The 17630-nt window shown below is 65.9% G+C and carries 15 protein-coding genes and 1 pseudogene; 11 read left to right on the forward strand and 5 right to left on the reverse strand.

Features of this window, described 5'->3' with window-relative positions; all coding sequences use genetic code 11:
• The first annotated feature begins 50 nt into the window (after positions 1–50).
• Positions 51–1676 (forward strand): MBL fold metallo-hydrolase, encoded by a 1626-nt coding sequence (locus J2X37_RS07795; protein WP_310019712.1) that lies wholly within the window; start codon positions 51–53, stop codon positions 1674–1676.
• Between the two features lie 91 nt (positions 1677–1767).
• On the opposite strand, the gene J2X37_RS07800 is transcribed toward J2X37_RS07795, so the two are convergent.
• Positions 1768–2124, reverse strand: coding sequence for a hypothetical protein (locus J2X37_RS07800; RefSeq protein WP_310020370.1), 357 nt, complete (start codon positions 2122–2124; stop codon positions 1768–1770).
• On the opposite strand from J2X37_RS07800, the gene J2X37_RS07805 reads away from it, so the two are divergent.
• Together J2X37_RS07805 and cueR are read left to right on the forward strand one after the other, a co-directional pair.
• Positions 2039–4453, forward strand: a complete 2415-nt coding sequence (locus J2X37_RS07805; protein WP_310020338.1) for a heavy metal translocating P-type ATPase — start codon at positions 2039–2041, stop codon at positions 4451–4453. The genes J2X37_RS07800 and J2X37_RS07805 overlap by 86 nt on opposite strands.
• 39 nt (positions 4454–4492) lie before the next feature.
• On the forward strand, positions 4493–4942 hold the full coding sequence (gene cueR / locus J2X37_RS07810; protein WP_310019714.1) for a Cu(I)-responsive transcriptional regulator: 450 nt from the start codon (positions 4493–4495) through the stop codon (positions 4940–4942).
• A 96-nt stretch (positions 4943–5038) separates the two neighbouring features.
• Here the strand turns inward: cueR and J2X37_RS07815 are convergent, their stop codons facing one another.
• Entirely contained in the window at positions 5039–5815 is a 777-nt protein-coding gene (locus J2X37_RS07815) for a ferredoxin--NADP reductase (protein ID WP_310019716.1), read from the reverse strand.
• Between the two features lie 91 nt (positions 5816–5906).
• Between J2X37_RS07815 and J2X37_RS07820 the strand changes: the two genes are divergently transcribed.
• The 5 genes from J2X37_RS07820 (at position 5907) to J2X37_RS07840 (ending at position 11224) form a co-directional block, all read left to right on the forward strand.
• Positions 5907–6812: a LysR substrate-binding domain-containing protein gene (locus J2X37_RS07820; protein ID WP_310019718.1), complete on the forward strand. Its 906-nt coding sequence runs from the start codon at positions 5907–5909 to the stop codon at positions 6810–6812.
• A 49-nt stretch (positions 6813–6861) separates the two neighbouring features.
• Complete coding sequence (locus tag J2X37_RS07825; RefSeq protein ID WP_310019720.1) at positions 6862–8019, forward strand: alpha-hydroxy acid oxidase; 1158 nt, start codon at positions 6862–6864, stop codon at positions 8017–8019.
• A gap of 175 nt (positions 8020–8194) precedes the next feature.
• Entirely contained in the window at positions 8195–9526 is a 1332-nt protein-coding gene (locus tag J2X37_RS07830) for an aromatic ring-hydroxylating dioxygenase subunit alpha (RefSeq protein ID WP_310019722.1), read from the forward strand.
• A gap of 351 nt (positions 9527–9877) precedes the next feature.
• The gene (locus J2X37_RS07835) at positions 9878–10063 is read left to right on the forward strand and encodes a hypothetical protein (protein ID WP_310019725.1); all 186 of its coding nucleotides are present in this window, start codon (positions 9878–9880) and stop codon (positions 10061–10063) included.
• Between the two features lie 66 nt (positions 10064–10129).
• The gene (locus J2X37_RS07840) at positions 10130–11224 is read left to right on the forward strand and encodes an alkene reductase (RefSeq protein ID WP_310019728.1); all 1095 of its coding nucleotides are present in this window, start codon (positions 10130–10132) and stop codon (positions 11222–11224) included.
• A 60-nt stretch (positions 11225–11284) separates the two neighbouring features.
• Here J2X37_RS07840 and J2X37_RS07845 read toward each other — a convergent pair whose 3' ends face one another.
• On the reverse strand, positions 11285–11620 hold the full coding sequence (locus J2X37_RS07845) for a hypothetical protein (protein WP_310019729.1): 336 nt from the start codon (positions 11618–11620) through the stop codon (positions 11285–11287).
• Positions 11621–11717: 97 nt separating this feature from the next.
• Between J2X37_RS07845 and J2X37_RS07850 the strand changes: the two genes are divergently transcribed.
• The 3 genes from J2X37_RS07850 to J2X37_RS07860 all read left to right on the forward strand — a co-directional run bounded on the left by J2X37_RS07850 (position 11718) and on the right by J2X37_RS07860 (position 15408).
• On the forward strand, positions 11718–12215 hold the full coding sequence (locus J2X37_RS07850; protein ID WP_310019731.1) for a DUF6481 family protein: 498 nt from the start codon (positions 11718–11720) through the stop codon (positions 12213–12215).
• Between the two features lie 26 nt (positions 12216–12241).
• Positions 12242–12913 (forward strand): spermidine synthase, encoded by a 672-nt coding sequence (locus J2X37_RS07855; protein ID WP_310019733.1) that lies wholly within the window; start codon positions 12242–12244, stop codon positions 12911–12913.
• Between the two features lie 173 nt (positions 12914–13086).
• Entirely contained in the window at positions 13087–15408 is a 2322-nt protein-coding gene (locus J2X37_RS07860; protein WP_310019735.1) for an FdhF/YdeP family oxidoreductase, read from the forward strand.
• Here the strand turns inward: J2X37_RS07860 and J2X37_RS07865 are convergent.
• Both J2X37_RS07865 and ald read right to left on the reverse strand, forming a co-directional pair.
• Positions 15405–16262, reverse strand: a pseudogene (locus J2X37_RS07865) (MipA/OmpV family protein). The gene J2X37_RS07860 and the pseudogene J2X37_RS07865 overlap by 4 nt on opposite strands.
• Positions 16263–16436: 174 nt before the next feature.
• Positions 16437–17549, reverse strand: a complete 1113-nt coding sequence (ald, locus tag J2X37_RS07870; protein ID WP_310019736.1) for an alanine dehydrogenase — start codon at positions 17547–17549, stop codon at positions 16437–16439.
• Positions 17550–17630 lie beyond the last annotated feature (81 nt).

A 17630-nucleotide genomic window follows, 5' to 3' on the forward strand; every position in this document is an offset into this window, starting at 1 on the left:
AGGCGCTCGAAGCGTATGGCGGCCTGTCAGACGAACATTATGGCAACGGCATGAGCGACACCGACCTGACCCTTCGCTTTCACGGCGCGGCGGGCACGGTGACGGGATCGTGCGCAGAATTCGGATATCGCGACAGCCGGATCCTGGTCGATTGTGGCATGTTCCAGGGTTCGCGCTCGCTGGAGCGACTGAACTTCGAGGACTTCGCTTTCGATGCCGGTCGGATCGATGCCGTGATTTTGACCCATGCCCACATCGATCACAGCGGCATGTTGCCCAAACTGGTCAAGGCCGGTTTTGCCGGACCGATCTGGTGCACGCTGCCGACCATGGACCTCCTGCAGCACATGCTGGCCGATTCCGGCAAGATCCAGGAGTACGAAGCCGAACGACGCAACAGGCGCCGCGATCGCGCCGGCGAGGATCCGTTCGTGCCGATCTACACCAGCGAGGATGCAATGAACGCCTGGCAGCAATGCCGCCCGGTCGAACTGGAAGAAACCTTCCACCCGGCGCCCGGCTTCAGCGCGCGCCTGTGGAATGCCGGGCACATCCTCGGCTCTGCATCGGCCGAACTGGAGGCAGGCGGCGTCCGGGTGATGTGTTCGGGCGATCTCGGCCCGGAAAACAAGTCCTTCCAGCTCGAGTCTGACGGGCCATGCGGATTCGATCACATGATCTGCGAGGCGACCTACGGCGATCGGCGTCGCGCTCCGGTGAGCATGGCCGAACGGCGCAAGGTGCTGGAAGCCGAGGTGAAGGCCGCCCTAGCGCGCGGAGGCAATCTCGTCATCCCGGCCTTTGCGCTGGAACGGACGCAGGAACTGCTGCTCGATCTGCACGGCCTGATCGTTTCGGACGCGATATCCAACCCGTCGGTCTTCATCGATTCGCCGCTGGCCGGCAAGGTGACCGACGTGTTCGAGCGCCATGCGGCCGAACTGGAGGATACCGGCGAGGTCAACATCTTCGAGCATCCGGCCTTCCACTTCGTGACCGATGTAACGGAATCGATCCGGCTTAATTCCATGTCGGGAGCGATCGTCCTGGCCGCGTCCGGCATGTGCGAGGGCGGGCGTATCCGGCACCATCTGATCCACAACCTTCACCGCAGGGATTCGACGATCCTGTTCGTGGGGTTCCAAGCGCAGGGCTCCTTGGGGCGGGTCATCCTGGAGGGGGCCGAACGCGTGCGCATCAGCGGCAACGATGTGCGGGTCCGTGCGCAGATCCGCCACATCGGCAGCTATTCCGCGCACGCCGACCAGCGAGAGCTGCTCGACTGGATCGCCGCGCGCTCTCCGGTTTCCGGCAGCCTGTTCCTCGACCATGGCGAGCCAGCCGCCCTGGAGGCCATGCGCCGGGAAATGCAGCGCGAGCAACCGCAGCTCGACGTGCGCTTGCCGCAGATTGGGGAACGTTATCGTCTTGGCCCGGGCACGCAGGCGAAGCGGATCGAGACCGGCCGGACCGACCTCGCGGAAGCGCTGGGCAAGGATTGGCAGAACACCTATGCCGATTTCGCGACGTCGCTGAAGTCTGAACTGGCGACGCTGCAAAGCGACAGGCAGCGGCAGGAGGCGCTGGAGAAGATGCGTGCAGTCCTCGCATCCTACAACCTGCATCGCCGGGCGGGCCGCAAGGGGCGGGACGGGGCCGATGATAATGCAGGTTGAGCCGGGCGGCGGTGCATCGCTATCCCCGGCCCATGCGGGTGAGGTCAGCGATGCAGCCGCAGCAGGATCGGTCGAGAGGCGATAGTCCGGATTACATGCTGACCACCGTGTAACCCTCGTCGGTCAACACGAGCGTGAAGAGATACTCGTCTTGTTCGCTATCCAGCTCGACGATCCGGCCCGGAGTGTCGCGAACAATCGGGCGCAAGGATGGATTTTTTGCTTTACCTTCCCACGATGGGAAGATGCAGATCGGATGGACGAAACGCTTCCATCCCAAGGTCATCGTCATGCAAGATACTGTAACTAGGAAACAAATCCGCGAAGGCGCCGATTCGCAACTGACCATCCCGATTGAGGGCATGACCTGCGCGTCCTGCGTCGGCAGGGTCGAAAAGGCGATTGCCGCCGTTGACGGCGTGCGGTCGGTCAGCGTGAATCTGGCCACGGAGCGGGCCACCGTCGTCGCCGAAGCCGATGTCGACATCGCTCGCCTGGCCGGCGCGGTCGAGCAAGCGGGCTATCGCGTTCCTGCAGAGCATTACGAGTTGGCGGTCGAGGGCATGACTTGCGCTTCGTGCGTGGGCCGTGTCGAGGCGGCGCTGCGCGGCGTTCCCGGCGTCACCACCGCTGGCGTCAACCTTGCCACCGAACGCGCCAGCGTAGTCGGCACCGCAAACCCCGACGCATTGATCGACGCCATCGCCAGGACCGGATATGCGGCCCGGATCATCGACGCTGGCGATGTCGACCGGAATGCCGAGGGCGAAGAGCGCAAGGCCGCCGAACTCGGGCAGCTCAAGCGCGACCTGACGCTCGCGGCAGTGCTCACGCTGCCGGTGTTCCTGCTAGAAATGGGCAGTCATGTCATCCCCGGCATCGATGACGTCATCATGTCGACGGTCGGAATGACGGCAAGCTGGTACCTCCAGTTCGCCCTCACCACCATCGTCCTCGCCCTGCCCGGAAGGCGCTTCTTCCGCCACGGCGTTCCCGCGCTTTTGCGCCTTGCGCCCGACATGAATTCGCTGGTCGCCGTCGGGACGGCGGCGGCTTATGGATATTCGCTCATCGCGACTTTCGCGCCAGGCGCGCTGCCTGCGGCTACCGTCAACGTCTATTACGAGGCGGCGGCGGTCATCGTCACCCTGATCCTGCTTGGCCGCTATCTCGAGGCTCGAGCCAAGGGCCGTACGTCCGAGGCGATCAAGCGGCTCGTCGGCCTTCAGGCGAAGACGGCGCGGGTGCGGCAGGGCGGCGCGATCGTCGAGGTGCCCGTTGCCGATGTCGCGGTGGGCGACATCGTCGAGGTGCGGCCCGGCGAACGGATCCCTGTCGACGGTACAATCGTGGAGGGCGAGAGCTTCGTCGACGAGGCGATGGTCACCGGCGAGTCGATCCCGGTTGCGAAGGCCGCGGGTTCGGACGTCGTCGGCGGCACCGTCAACCAGCAGGGCGGCCTCGCCCTTCGCGCCACCGCCGTCGGCGAGGCGACGGTGCTCGCCCAGATCATCCGCATGGTGGAGGAGGCACAGGGCGCCAAGCTTCCGATCCAGGCGCTGGTCGACAAGGTGACGATGTGGTTCGTGCCGGCGGTCTTCGCCGTGGCGGCGCTCACTTTCCTCGCCTGGCTGGCCTTCGGCCCGTCTCCCGCGCTCACCTTCGCGATGGTGAATGCCGTGGCCGTGCTGATCATCGCATGCCCCTGCGCCATGGGACTTGCCACGCCGACGTCGATCATGGTCGGCACCGGGCGCGGTGCGGAACTGGGCATCCTTTTCCGGAAGGGCGAGGCACTGCAATCGCTGAAGGACGCAAGGGTCATCGCGCTCGACAAGACCGGCACGCTGACCGAAGGCAGGCCGGCGCTTACCGACTTCACGGTCGATGCAGGGTTCGAACGCGGCGAGGTCCTGCGTTTGGTCGCGGCAGTAGAAGCGAAGTCCGAACACCCCATAGCCCGTGCCATAGTAAGCGCGGCCAAAGCGCAAGGGCTGGATGTGCCAGCGGCTACGGGCTTCCAGTCGAAGACGGGCCTCGGCGGAGAGGCGCAAGCCGGCGGCAGGTTCGTGCAGGTCGGGTCGCATCGCTACATGACCGGGCTGGGCATCGACGCTTCGGCTTTTGCCGATCTTGCCCAGACCCTCGGCACCCAGGGCAAGACGCCGCTTTACGCAGCCGTCGACGGCCGCCTTGCCGCGGTGATCGCCGTTGCCGACCCGATCAAGGCGAGCACGCCCGGCGCGATCAGGGCCTTTCACGCTCTTGGCCTGAAAGTGGCGATGATCACGGGCGACAACCGCCGCACCGCCGATGCCATCGCGCGCGAACTCGGCATCGACGAAGTGGTCGCGGAAGTGCTGCCGGAAGGCAAGGTGAACACGATCCGCCGGCTGAAGGCGGAGCACGGCTACACCGCCTTCATCGGCGACGGCATCAACGACGCGCCCGCACTGGCTGCGGCGGATATCGGCCTGGCCGTCGGGACCGGCACCGATATCGCGATCGAATCCGCCGATATCGTGCTGATGTCAGGGCATCTGCAGGGTGCGGCCACGGCCATAGCGCTGTCACGGGCGACGATCGGCAATATCCGCCAGAACCTGTTCTGGGCCTTTGCCTACAATGTCGCGTTGGTGCCCGTCGCTGCCGGCGCGCTCTACCCGGCCTACGGCATCCTGCTGTCGCCGATCGTCGCGGCGGCGGCGATGGCGATGTCCAGCGTGTTCGTGGTCGGCAACGCGCTTCGCCTCCGCCGCTTCCGCGCGCCCGAATGACCGACGTCGATCAACCCAACCCAGCAAAGGAAGATTGTCATGAATATCGGACAGGCTGCCAAGGCCTCCGGCGTGTCGGCAAAGATGATCCGCTATTACGAGCAGACCGGGCTCATCCCCAAGGCCGACCGGCGCGAATCCGGATACCGCGACTACTCGGCCTCGGACGTGCACATGCTGCGCTTCATCCGCCGGGCGCGCGATCTCGGCTTCGCGGTGGCCGAGATCAACGAGCTGCTCGGCCTGTGGCGCGACAAGTCCCGCCACAGTTCCGACGTGAAGCGCATTGCCCAGACGCACATCGACCGGCTGCAGGAGCGCGCCCGCAACCTTGAGGCGATGGCGGCGACGCTGGGCACGCTGGTCGCGTGCTGCAGCGGCGACGACCGACCGGACTGCCCGATCCTCGACGACCTCGAGGAGCCGACGCTGGGTAGGTGGGCAGACATCGAGACCGGCCCGGCAGGCGCGTTGCGGCACAGGCCTTAGGTTCGGAGCGAGACTGAAGAGCCCTTGCGCCGCAGCTCGCGCTTTCGTTCAACAACGACGGGCCGCTCCGCACCGGATCGCGCGGGCGAGGCAAGCTCACTTCTCCGCGAAGGCACGCTCGATGACGTAATCGCCCATTTCGCCCACGCCCGGCGAGATTTCGAAGCCCATGTCGTCGAGCACACCGGACATGTCGCGCAGCATCGCCGCGCTGCCGCAAATCATCGCCCGGTCGAGACGGGGATCGAGCGCCGGCAGGCCAAGTTCGGCGGGCAGCTTGCCGGCCTGAACCAGCCCGGTCAGCCGACCGGTATTCCGGAACGGCTCGCGAGTGACGGTCGGGTAGTAGTGGAGCCTGCCCGCGACCACTTCGCCGAGGAGCGGGTGCTTGAAAAGGTCGCGGCCCAGGAAGTCCGAGTAGGCCAGTTCGCCAACCGTCCGCACGCCGTGCGCGACAACGACGTTCTCGAACTTCTCGTAGGTTTCCGGATCCTGCACGATGCTGAGGAACGGCGCGAGGCCCGTGCCCGTCGCGAACAGGTAGAGCGTCCGTCCGGGGCGAAGGTCGCGAACGACCAGCGTGCCGACGGGCTTGTTGCTGACGATGATGTCCTGGCCGGGCGCGATGTTCTGCAATTGCGAGGTCAGCGGGCCGTCGGGCACCTTGATGCTGAAGAATTCGAGCTCGTCGGCATAGTGCGGGCTGGCGATGCTGAACGCGCGCATCAGCGGCTTGCCGCTCAGCTGCATGCCCAGCATCACGAAATGCCCGCTCTCAAACCGGAACGCGGGATCGCGCGTGGTCCGGAAGCTGAAAAGCCGGTCGTTCCAGTGATTGACGCTGAGGACGCTTTCGGTGCGCAGACTTGCCATCTTCATCTCCATTCGGGGCCTCTGGCATCTAGGCGTTCCTGAATCATCCAAAAAGCTGGTAATATTGATCGATAATATCTAGAAAATAGATATGAGATTCAGTCTGCGACATCTGGAGATTTTCGTTGCCGTGGCGCGGGCGGGGAGCATCTCGGTCGCAGCGACCGAGCTCGCCATGTCGCAATCGGCGGCGAGCACCGCTCTCATCGAATTGGAACGGAGATACGGCCGCTCGCTGTTCGATCGCAGCGGCAAGCGGCTGAAGATCAACGAGACGGGCCGGTCCCTGCTGGTCCCCGCGCTGGAACTGCTCAGCCGGGCGCAGGAGATAGACGGGCTCCTCGCCGGCAGGACCGGCCCCGGCCCGCTGCACCTCGGCGCGACGCAGACGATCGGCAGCTATGTCGCGCCGCGCCTGATCAACGCCTATACCCGTCAGCACGAGGGCTGCGCGCTGACCCTGGACATCGGCAACACCGCCGAAATTGCGTCCGGCATCATCGACTTCTCGCTCGATCTCGCGCTCGTCGAAGGTGTCCATGCGCACCCCGATCTCGTCGTCACCGACTGGCTCGATGACGAACTGGTGCTGATCTGCGCAGCCTCACACCGGCTGGCAGGTCGCAAGGCCTGGGGTGTCGACGACGTGCTGACCGAAGGCTGGGTCGTCCGGGAAAAGGGATCGGGGACGCGGCAGACGCTGGATACGGCGATGCGACCCTACTGGAGCCGCTGGCGCATCGAGCTGGAGCTCGAGCAGATCGAGGCCATTCTCGAAATGGTCGCAGTCAGTTCGCTGATCGGTTGCGTCCCCCGCGTGGCGGCGCAGCAGTTTCTGGCGCAGGGCCGGGTCGCCGAAATCGGCATTGCCGAACTCGATCTGCGGCGGCGCTTCTATATCATGATGCACAAGGGCAAATACCTGACCGCCGGCATCCGCGCCTTCCTCGCGATCTGCGAGGTGGCGCGTCAAGCCGCCGACGGGGCGGGGCCATAGCGACGAAGAATCGAATTGCGATCGGGGAGGGGGGCTTTAAACCTTGGTCATGCGCCTGACGGACTGCCACAACATCGACGACTTCCGCCGCCTCGCCAGGCAGCGCCTGCCGTGGCCGGTGTTCGACTACATCGACGGGGCGGCCGACGACGAAATCACCAAGCTGCGCAACACCGATGCCTTCGCGCAATGCGACCTGGTGCCCGATGTTCTCGCCGGGGTCGCCGAAGTCGATACCTCGGTCACGGTGATGGGACGCAAAAGCGCCTTGCCGCTGATCCTGTCGCCCACCGCGCTGCAAAGGGTCTTCCACTGGCAGGGCGAGCGTGCGGTAGCGCGCGCCGCCGGGAAATTCGGGCTCTGGTTCGGTATTTCCAGCCTCGCGACCGTGAGCATCGAGCAGATCGCGGCGATTGCCCCCACACCCAAGATGTTCCAGTTCTACTACCACAAGGATCGCGGGCTGAACCGCTCGATGATCGAGCGTTGCCAGGCGGCGAAGTTCGATGCGCTGACGCTGACCGTCGACACCATCGTGTCGGGCAAGCGCGAACGCTGTGCGCGCAGCGGGTTCACCTCGCCCCCGCGTTTCACGCCGTCTTCGTTGCTGTCCTACGCGATCAAGCCGCGCTGGGCGCTCGACTATCTCTTCCGCGAAAAATTCGCGCTGCCCAATCTCGACACGCATGTCGGAGAGGGTACCGGCAGGGCGGTTTCGATTGCCGAGTACTTCAACACGATGCTCGACATTTCGATGAACTGGAAGATGGCGGAGCAGCTGCGCGAGGATTGGGGCGGCACGTTCTGCCTGAAGGGGATCATGAGCGCGGCGGATGCCCGCCGGGCCGTCGAGATCGGTGCCGATGCCATCATGATCTCGAACCATGGCGGGCGCCAGCTCGACGGCAGCCGTTCGCCGTTCGACCAGCTTGTCGAGATCGTCGATGCCGTGGGGGGCGAGATCGAGATCATCTGCGACGGCGGCGTCCGGCGCGGCACCCATGTCCTGAAAAGCCTGGCGGCGGGCGCCGACTGCGCTTCGGGCGGCCGGCTCTATCTCTACGCCCTGGCCGCCGCCGGGCAGCCGGGCGTCGAACGCGCGATCGGCTTGCTGAAGGACGAGATCGAACGCGGCATGCGTCTGATGGGCGTGACCGGCGTCGCCCAGTTGACCCGCGATCGCCTGCGCTGGCGCGGCGTTTCGTAATCGGCCCAAGGCCACTTATCCTTTCTGATAATTGCCGGGCCTGCGGGGCGAGTCCTTATTTGCGACCGGCCACCCGATGAGGCGCCGGGCAAGATTCGCCAGGCTTTTTCCGCCATCGGCCGGGGCCGTGAGGTCGGCTGGGCCGATCATGACTCCGCTGGCGGGAGCAACAAGCGTGACAGGCGAATTTCAGGTCGACCCTTCTTGGTACTGGAGCAGGGAACGCGCCGAACAGGAATGGGAGCATGTCTGGACCCGGGTCTGGCACATGGGCCCGCGCGAGGAGGAGATCGCCGAGGAAGACGATGTCATGATCCATACGCTGGGCCGCGAGAGCCTGCTGTTCGTCCGCCTCGCCGACGGCAGCGTACGCGGCTATTTCAATGTTTGCCGTCACCGCGGCAACCGGCTGATGCTGGGCGCGGACGGCCCGGCCTATGCACCGCGCTTCACGTGCGCTTTCCATGGCTGGGCCTTCGGGCTCGACGGCGGGCTGGAACATGTGCCTTATCGGGAACGGTTCGATCCGGCGGTGATCGACGATCCGGCCTGCACCTCGCTGCGCACCTTTCGGGTCGAAAGCTTTGCCGGGTGGCTGTGGTTCACCTTGGACGATGCGGCGCCGGGCCTGCGCGAATACCTCGGGCCCATGGCCGACAAGCTCGACGCCTATCGCATGGAGCGGGCGCAGATCGTCGATTACAAGACGTTCGAGTTCGCCTGCAACTGGAAAACGACGCTGGACGCGTTCAACGAAAGCTACCATTTCCAGACGCTGCATTCCGAGATCCTCGCCTGGGGCAACGAGGATGCGCCGATCACTCTCGTCGGCATCCACAGCTACATGGTCAATGAGTATGGCCGGCCCAGCCCGTCCTATCCGGAACACGACAAGCTCAATCCCGCGCTGGAGATGCTGCTGACGGTGAACGGCATCGATCCTGCCGAATTCGCGGGGCGGGCCGACGACGTGCGCCGCGCGGTGCAGGACGCGAAACGGGCGAAGCAGGGCGAGGGCGTGTTCCCGTACGATACCCTCAGCAACAGCCAGCTCAGCGACGCCTACCACTACATGCTGTTCCCGACGACCCACCTCAATCTCTTCCCCGAATTCTACGTCGCGATGCGCTATCGCCCGCATCCCGATGGCGATCCGGAACGGATGTACTTCGACTTCATCATGTGCGCGCCGCTGGCCGAAGGGGAAACCGTTCCGCCCTACGAGCATCGGGTCGTGCGGGGCGGCGAGGAATCGATCGAGGACGTGCTCAAGTGGGGCGCGCGCCAGCATCCGGTCGTGAACGAGGTTCTGGGGCAGGACGTGGACCTCGTCGAACACGTCCAGAAGGGGCTGCGGTCTCAAAGCTTCACCGCGCCGATCCTGAGCAGCGACGAACGCCGCATCGGGCATTTCAATCAGACCATCGACGCGCTCATCCGCGGGCGTTCGATCCGCGACCTGATCGCGGAAAGCCCGGTGGAGACCGACGCGATTCCGGGCGACTGACACCGCAGGCGACAGGCGCATGGCCGCGGGGGCGTCTCTCCTCCTGCTGCATTCGCGTCACGCCCCCAGGCCGCAGTCCGGCGCACCTGATCGGGGCCGGTCTTTCGTTCAGGCTGCGACATGAGGCGGGCGGGTGCCGCGCGGCGACGGGTCGCAAGGAGTTTCTCGGAACCCCTCGCACGGCTCCGGGATTGATGGGGCAAATATCGCGGGCGATCGGCACCGCTTCCTTTCCATCCGGATCGTCCTGCGATCTTCCTTCACCGGTATTGCCGGAGGAGCCGGGCGAGCAGCGCCCGATGGATCGAGGCGAACGAACCGCTCGTCGATGCATCCATGGAGATTGCCCAAATGTCCGCTCACCAGATCGTTACCATCGACCCGCTGACCGAAGAGGTCATCGCGACACGCGAATACATGTCGGACGAGAAGGCCGCGGACGTCGTCGCTGCCAGCCACGAAGCTTTCCTCGACTGGCGGCTGCGCAGTCTCGAGGATCGCGCCGCCCCGAAGGGATCAAGGAATTCGTCAACGTGAAGTCGATCAAGATCGGCTGATCTCGCTCTCCCGGGTCGCGCCAACTCCCCCCGAACAGGAAACATCATGACCGAACAGGACGTTCTCTTCCGCCCCCTTGCCGCGGGCGCGCTGCACTTGCCGAACCGGGTGCTGATGGCCCCGCTGACCCGCAACCGCTCGCATCCCGACGGCACGCCCCGCGAAATGGCGGCCACCTATTACCGCCAGCGTGCATCGGCGGGGCTGATCGTGTCCGAAGCGACCCAGATCTCGGCCATGGGCAAGGGTTACAAGGACACGCCCGGTATCTACACCGACAGTCACGTCGAGGGCTGGAAGCCGATCGTCGAGGCGGTGCATGCCGGCGGCGGACGCATCGTCTGCCAGCTCTGGCATGTGGGCCGGATCAGCCACGTATCGCTGCTGCCCGATGGTCGACAGCCGGTTTCATCGAGCCCCATCCGCGCCAAAGCCCAGACTTTCACCGCGAACGGGTTCGAGGACGTGTCGGAACCCGTCGCCCTCGACCTCGACGGGATCGCGAAGACGCTCGACGATTACGCGACCGCCGCGAAATGCGCCAGGGCCGCAGGGTTCGACGGAATCGAGGTCCATTCGGCCAATGGCTACCTCCTCGACCAGTTTCTGCAAGACGGGGTCAACCATCGCGAGGACGAATACGGCGGCAGCATCGAGAACCGCACACGGCTCCTGCGCGAAGTGCTGGACAGGGTTTGCGACGTATTCCCCGCGGATCGGGTGGGCGTCCGCCTCTCGCCGCTGGGCCAGGCCAACGACATGAGCGACAGCGATCCCGAAGCGACCTTCGGCGCGGCCTATCGCCTGCTCAACGGTCGCGGCCTCGCCTATCTCCACGTCATCGAACAGTTCTTTGGCCAGGACACGGAGGAGGACGACAAGGCCCTGCTGCGCCGGTTGCGGGGCTTGTTCGACGGGGTCTACATCGGCAACGGCTCCTACGACGCGGCCACGGCGCGCCAGGCGATCGCGGCAGGCGAAGTCGATGCCGTGGCATTCGGCCGGCCCTTCATCGCCAATCCCGACCTGCCCGAACGCTATCGCATCGGGGCGCAGCTCAACACGCCCGACCAGGACACGTTCTACGGCGGCGGTAGCGAAGGCTATACCGACTACCCCGCGCTCGATCCGGCGCACTGAGCGCGCCCGGATGACCATGCGGGCCGGGGTGGAAGCACGCTCCGGCCCGTGCTGGTCTGGTCAGCGCGATTTCCTGGCTGTCGTCGCGTTGAAGTCGGGCGGCTTGTTGGCGACCCAGTCGACGAACTTGCGCACCGCCGGATTGGCCAGAAGACCTTCCACGTCCATGCCGTGGCGTTGCAGCTCCGAATTGGTGAAGTTGGCGATCAGCGTCTTCTGGCAGATCGGATGCATCGGCACGACATCGCGGCCGCCCCGGCTCTTGGGTACGGGGTGGTGCCACACGATCGTCGAGCCGGTCGGCCTTCCGCACAGCCAGCAGGGGACTGGCGGGGCTTCCTGCTCCTCGTCGCTGTCTTCGGGGTAGGGGCCGTGCTTGGGATGCTTGCGCGCCATGAGGTCTGCCGGATCTCGCCAGTTGCGTGGCCTTGGCCTTAGCCGTTATCCGTGCCGATACCAATGCGCCGGGCAGCATTATCCCGCCGCGGACCATATGATCGACAGTCCCATAAATGCGGCGACAAGGGCCGCCGATTGGTCTAGGCCGCGCCGACCGCCCGTCGGCTGCACCCTTCCGGCGCCGGGCGACAACCAGCCGCGGGCCTTGACGGCCCTTCGCGGCAGTTTTCTGAACAGAGGTTTTCAAGAGCACGTCATGGCAAAATATCAGGAACCGGGCTTTGCCGACAGGGCCGCCGCGTCGAGGAACGCCCGCGCCAAGGCTGTCGCCAAGCTGCAGGCCAAGCCGGCCCTCGATCAGGCCGAGCTGGCCGAACGCGCGGCCCGGGCGAAGGAGCGCGAAGCCGCGCTCGAGGAGAAGCGCAAGGCCGCGCTTGCCAAGCGCGAGGCCGAGCGTGAGGCGCGGCTTGCCAAGAAACAGGAACGGGCCGCCGCCGAAGCCAAGGCCGAGGCGAAGGCGCAATTGAGCGAAGAAGAGCGCAAGGCCGCCCGCGACGCGAAGTACGCGGCGCGCAAGGCTCGAAAGAAGTAGTCCTGGACATCGCCACCTCCGACCCGATGTTCGGGCACGAGTGGATCGGAACGGCGCATGTGCCCGACGGCGTGGAAATGCGCCTGATGCAGCGCGGCGACGAATTCACCATCCTGCTCGCCCGCAACGAGCTGATGAGCACGAGGGCCAGCGCCTCCGAAGAGGCGCTGGCGACGATGACTCATGCGCGCCTTGGTTCAAGAAGCGCGCAGCAATGGCTGATCGGCGGCTATGGCATGGGCTACACCCTTCGGGCGGCACTGGCATGCCTGGACAGTGCCGGCAGCATCGCGGTGGCCGAGATCGTGCCCGAGATCATCAAGTGGGCGAGAGGGCCGATGCATGCGCTTACCGCCGGCTGTCTCGACGACCGGCGCGTCATGCTGGTGGACGACGATGTCGCCGTGTTGATCGAGGCCGCGCACGAGGCTTACGACGCGATCCTCCTCGACGTCGACAACGGTCCTGACGGCCTGACCCGGCTGGCGAACGACGGACTCTACAGCCGCGACGGTCTTCTGAGCACGATGGTGGCCCTGTGCAGCGGCGGCATTCTCGCGGTCTGGTCCGCCTATCCGGATGTCGCTTTCGCGAACAGGCTGGCAAGCGTCGGCTTCGCGGTGGAAGAGGTGATCGTGCGTGAAGGCGCGAACGGTGCAGGGGCCGATCACCTGATCTGGTTCGCGCGCAAGCCCTGACGGCGCGCGGGCTGCGCGCCGGGACATGGCCGCCACGCAGCCCACGCCTGCCCCGGGTTTTTCGCCAAGCGGCCGGGCAAGCGGATAATTTGCATGCCCTGCGCGTTCCATCACCCGACGCTAGCCGTGGCCTCATGGGTCGCCCCGGCCCGAGGACGCCAACGGAGGCCGTGATGGCAGACGATACCGCACCCCCTTCCAAGGACCTTCCCCACTCGCCCGGCCCCGCCGGCGGCTGGGGGTCGATGCGGGGCATCGCCAGCATCTACGACGAGACCTGGGCCTCGCCCGGCGCGCTCGACAGCCTGCGACGGCTCAACAAGCCGAAAGGCGTGATGTGCATGTCCTGCGCCTGGCCGAAGCCGGCGAACTATTCCGCCTTCGAATTCTGCGAGAACGGCGCCAAGGCGACCTTGTGGGAGTTGACGCACGACCGTTGCACGCCCGCGTTCTTCGCCGCCGAGGGACACACGGTGACCGAACTGCGCGCATGGTCGGATCACCAGCTCGAAAAGGCGGGCCGCCTGACGCACCCGATGAAATACGACCCCGCCTCCGATCGCTACGTCCCGATAGATTGGGGCGATGCCTTCGCCGCGATCGGCACGACCCTGCGCGACTTGCCGCGCGCGGAGGTCGTGTTCTACGCATCGGGCCATGCCGGGCTGGAGGCATCGTATCTCTATGCCCTGCTGGCGCGGGCCTACGGCAACAACAACCTGCCGCAAAGCTCCAACATGTGCCACGAGACGACTTCGGTCGGGCTGACGAAGGTGATCGGCTCGCCCGTCGGCACCGTCACTTTCGACGACCTGGCCCAGGCCGACTGCTTCTTCCATTTCGGCCAGAACCCCGGCACCAACAGCCCCCGGTTCCTGCACGATCTGAAGGCGCTGAAGGACCGTGGCGGCAGGATCGTCACTTTCAATCCGGTGATCGAACAGGGCCTTGTGTCCTTCGTCGATCCTCAGAACCCCATGGCCATGCTGACCGGCAAGGAAACGGTCATTTCCGACCAGTATCACCAGATCAAGGCGGGGGGCGATGTCGCGGCCATTCTCGGCCTTTGCAAGGTGTTGGTGGAAGCGGACGACGCGGCTCGGAACGCGGGCGGGCGCGAGGTCATCGACCACGCCTTCATCGCGCAGCATACGACCGGTTTCGATGCCTTCATCGCCTGCTGCCGGGACACCGGGTGGACGGACATCGAAGACGCCAGCGGCCTGACCGAGGGGGCGCTGCGCCAAGCGGCGCAGGTCTACATCGAAGCGGAAAGGACCATCGGCGTATACGGCATGGGCTTTACCCAGCACACGCACGGCGCGCTCAACATCGCGATGATGGTCAACCTGCTGCTGCTCAAAGGCAATATCGGTCGCCCCGGCACCGGCTGCTGCCCTGTGCGCGGCCATTCGAACGTGCAGGGCCAGCGCACCGTCGGCATCGCCGAGAAGGCGCATCTCGTCCCGCTCGACAAGTTGAAGGAGCTGTTCGATTTCGACCCGCCGACCAAGGATGGCATGCACGTCGTCGATGCGGTGCAGGGCCTGATCGAGGGCAGGGTGCGCGGCTTCATCTCGCTCGGCGGCAATCTCGTGCGCGCGGTGCCCGACCAGAAGCGGATGGAAAAGGGCTGGGCCGGGCAGGACCTGGTGGTCATGGTCTCGACCAAGCTCAACCGCAGCCATCTCCACCCCGGTGGGGCCGCCTATATCCTGCCCTGTCTCGGCCGGTCCGAGATCGACCGGCAGGCCACCGGCAACCAGGCCGTGACGAGCGAAGACAGCTTCTCGATGATCAACGGGTCCCTCGGGCATCGCCCGCCGGCCTCCGAACACCTGAAAAGCGAGCTGGCCATCGTGACCGGGATCGCGAAGGCCACGCTCGACCCCCATCCGAAACTGAAGTGGGACGAGTGGACGGACGACTATTGGCTGGTCCGCGACCTGATCGAGGCGACCTACCCGGACGATTTCCACGACTTCAACAAGCGCATGTTCGAGGAGGGCGGCTTCTGGCGCGGCAATGCCGCCGCCCGGCGCATCTGGAAGACCGACAGCGGCAAGGCGGTCATCACCACCCCGCCGCAACTCACCTCGCTAGGCTTCGCGGACAAGCCGGGGCGCTATCGCCTGCTGACGATGCGGTCGAACGACCAGTTCAACACCACCGTCTACGGCTATTCCGACCGCTTCCGCGGCATCGAGGGCACGCGCGACGTGGTGCTGATGAACCCGGACGATATCGCCGAAGCGGGACTCGCCGATGGCGACACCGTGCGCCTGGTCACCGACTACGACGGCGACGATGTCGAGCGCGAACTGAGCGGGCTGAAACTGGTGGCTTACAGGCTGCCCCGCGGGACGATTGCCGGCTACTATCCCGAATGCAACGTCCTGGTCCCGATCACCCACCACGACGAACTGTCGAAGACCCCGGCGTCGAAATCGGTCCCCGTGCGGGTGGAGGCAGCATCGCGGCTGATGGCGGGTTAAAGACCGAAGCGGATGCCGTAGGCGACGCCGAGGGTAAACTGCCCGCGCCGCCCGCGCTCGCGAACCAGCGGCGAATCCGCGGCGACGTCGCCGAGCCGCCGGAAACTGGTGAACAGGGTCAACGCGCTTCGCCGATCGAGCGGGCGGACCACGGTTCCGCCAAGGCCATAGGAGACCAGCCCTCCCTTCGGCTCGTAGGGGGCGAGGCCTGTCGCAACCGCCTGATCGCCGCTAATCCCGAAATAGACGCGGGTGAAATCCGATGTCGCGAAGGTAGCGCGTGGTCCGACGCTGATCATCGTGCGGCCGCTTCGCATCCTTTAGGCGAGCGACAGGTCGGCCACGATGCCTTCGTGGCCGCCGGAGCCGCGCACCGTCTCGATCCGCCCGCTCCACTGCCGCGCCGCACCGAAGCGTTTTTCGACGAAGCCGCCCACTTCCTCCGCCGGATCGACGTCGCCCATCCCCGCCAGCGCATCGCTGCTCCCGGCAACGGCGAACGGCGATCCGCCACCGTCCTCGTCCCGCCCAAACCGCAGCTTGGCAATCGGACCCGCTTTCCAGCCATTGTCGTTGATCGCGTTCCAGCCGACGCCATCGGGTATCGAGGCGAAGATCGTGTCCCCGTAAGCGATGCGGACATCGGGAAAGATCGAGAGGATCATGTCGTCCGATCCCTCCCACGCGGGGCCTGCCATCGGGGCAACGCCGACGGTGACGCTCCATCCTTCCGCCGCGGTCGACTGCGGGCGCCCGCTCGTTCGCGTGGCCGGATCGGCGGGTTGCGCAAGGGCGTTCGCGCTGATCGCGAGGGGCAGGAAGGCGGCGACGATGCGGGTGGCAGCTTTTCGCATGGGACCGCAAGCCTAGCTCGTTGAGGACGCGCAGGCCATTGAAAAGGCGAGTCGTTTGCGAACGATCGATCCTGCGGCAGCCGTGTGCGGCGCGTCAGCGGTCAACGCGACGAGCCCGCCGCTCCCCCAATGCGGAACGGCGGGCTCCTTGGTTCGGCTTCTATCCTTGCGGAATCAGGCTGCCAGAACGTCCGCAGGGGCGGAGAAGCTGAGACCGAGCGCCTCGGCCACCGGCTCGCTGGTCAGCTTGCCCTTGTGGGTCGAAAGGCCGGCGCGCAGGCCCGGGTTCTGCAGGATCGCCGACAGCCCGCCGTCGGCAAGGGCGAGGCCGTAGGGCAGGGTCGCGTTGTTGAGCGCGTGGCTCGACGTGGTGGGGACGCAGCCCGGCATGTTGGCGACGCAATAGTGAATCACGCCGTCGACTTCGTAGGTCGGCTGTTCGTGCGTGGTGGCGTGGCTTGTTTCGAAGCAGCCGCCTTGGTCAATGGCAACATCGACGATCACCGAACGCGGGCGCATCAGGCCGAGCATGTCGCGGGTGACCAGCTTGGGCGCGCTGGCGCCGGGGATGAGCACGCTGCCGATGACCACGTCGGCCTGGGAAAGCTCGGATTCGAGCGAATCGATGGTCGAGAACAGGGTGCGCGCGCGTCCGGCGAAGAGGTCGTCGAGCTGGCGCAGGCGAGGCAGCGAGCGATCGAGGATCGCCACGTCAGCGCCGAGCCCGACGGCGATGCGCGCCGCCTGCGTGCCGACGACGCCGCCGCCAAGGATCAGGACGCGGGCCGGGGCCACGCCGGGCACGCCGCCCATCAGCAGGCCGTTGCCGCCGTTGAAGTTGCGGCTGGCGATGGCCGCCGCCTCGATCGACAGGCGCCCGGCCACCTCGCTCATCGGGGCGAGCAGCGGCAGGCTGTTGCCTTCGGTCACGGTTTCGTAGGCGACCGAAGTGACGCCGCTGTCGAGCAGGCCGCGGGCCTGGTCGGGATCGGGCGCGAGGTGGAGGTAGGTGAAAAGGATCTGACCTTCGCGAAGCTGCACCCACTCCTGCGGCTGCGGTTCCTTGACCTTCACGATCATCTCGGCCCTGGCGAAGACGTCGGCTGCGGTGGCGGCAATCTGGGCGCCGACCGCGATGTACGCTTCGTCGTTCGCCCCGATGCCGGCACCGGCGCCCGTCTCGACCAGCACCGAATGGCCGCGCGCGATATATTCGCGGGCCGCGGCGGGGGTCAGGCCGACACGGGCCTCCTGCTTCTTGATCTCCTTCGGAACGCCGACCAGCATCGTGAAATCCTCCTGTTGTCTTAAGGCTTTCACATAGCGGTTGCCGGCCGGAAAATCTGATCGATCTGAAGACGTTTCAGT

Source organism: Croceicoccus sp. BE223 (assembly GCF_031457155.1).
Classification (GTDB): domain Bacteria; phylum Pseudomonadota; class Alphaproteobacteria; order Sphingomonadales; family Sphingomonadaceae; genus Croceicoccus.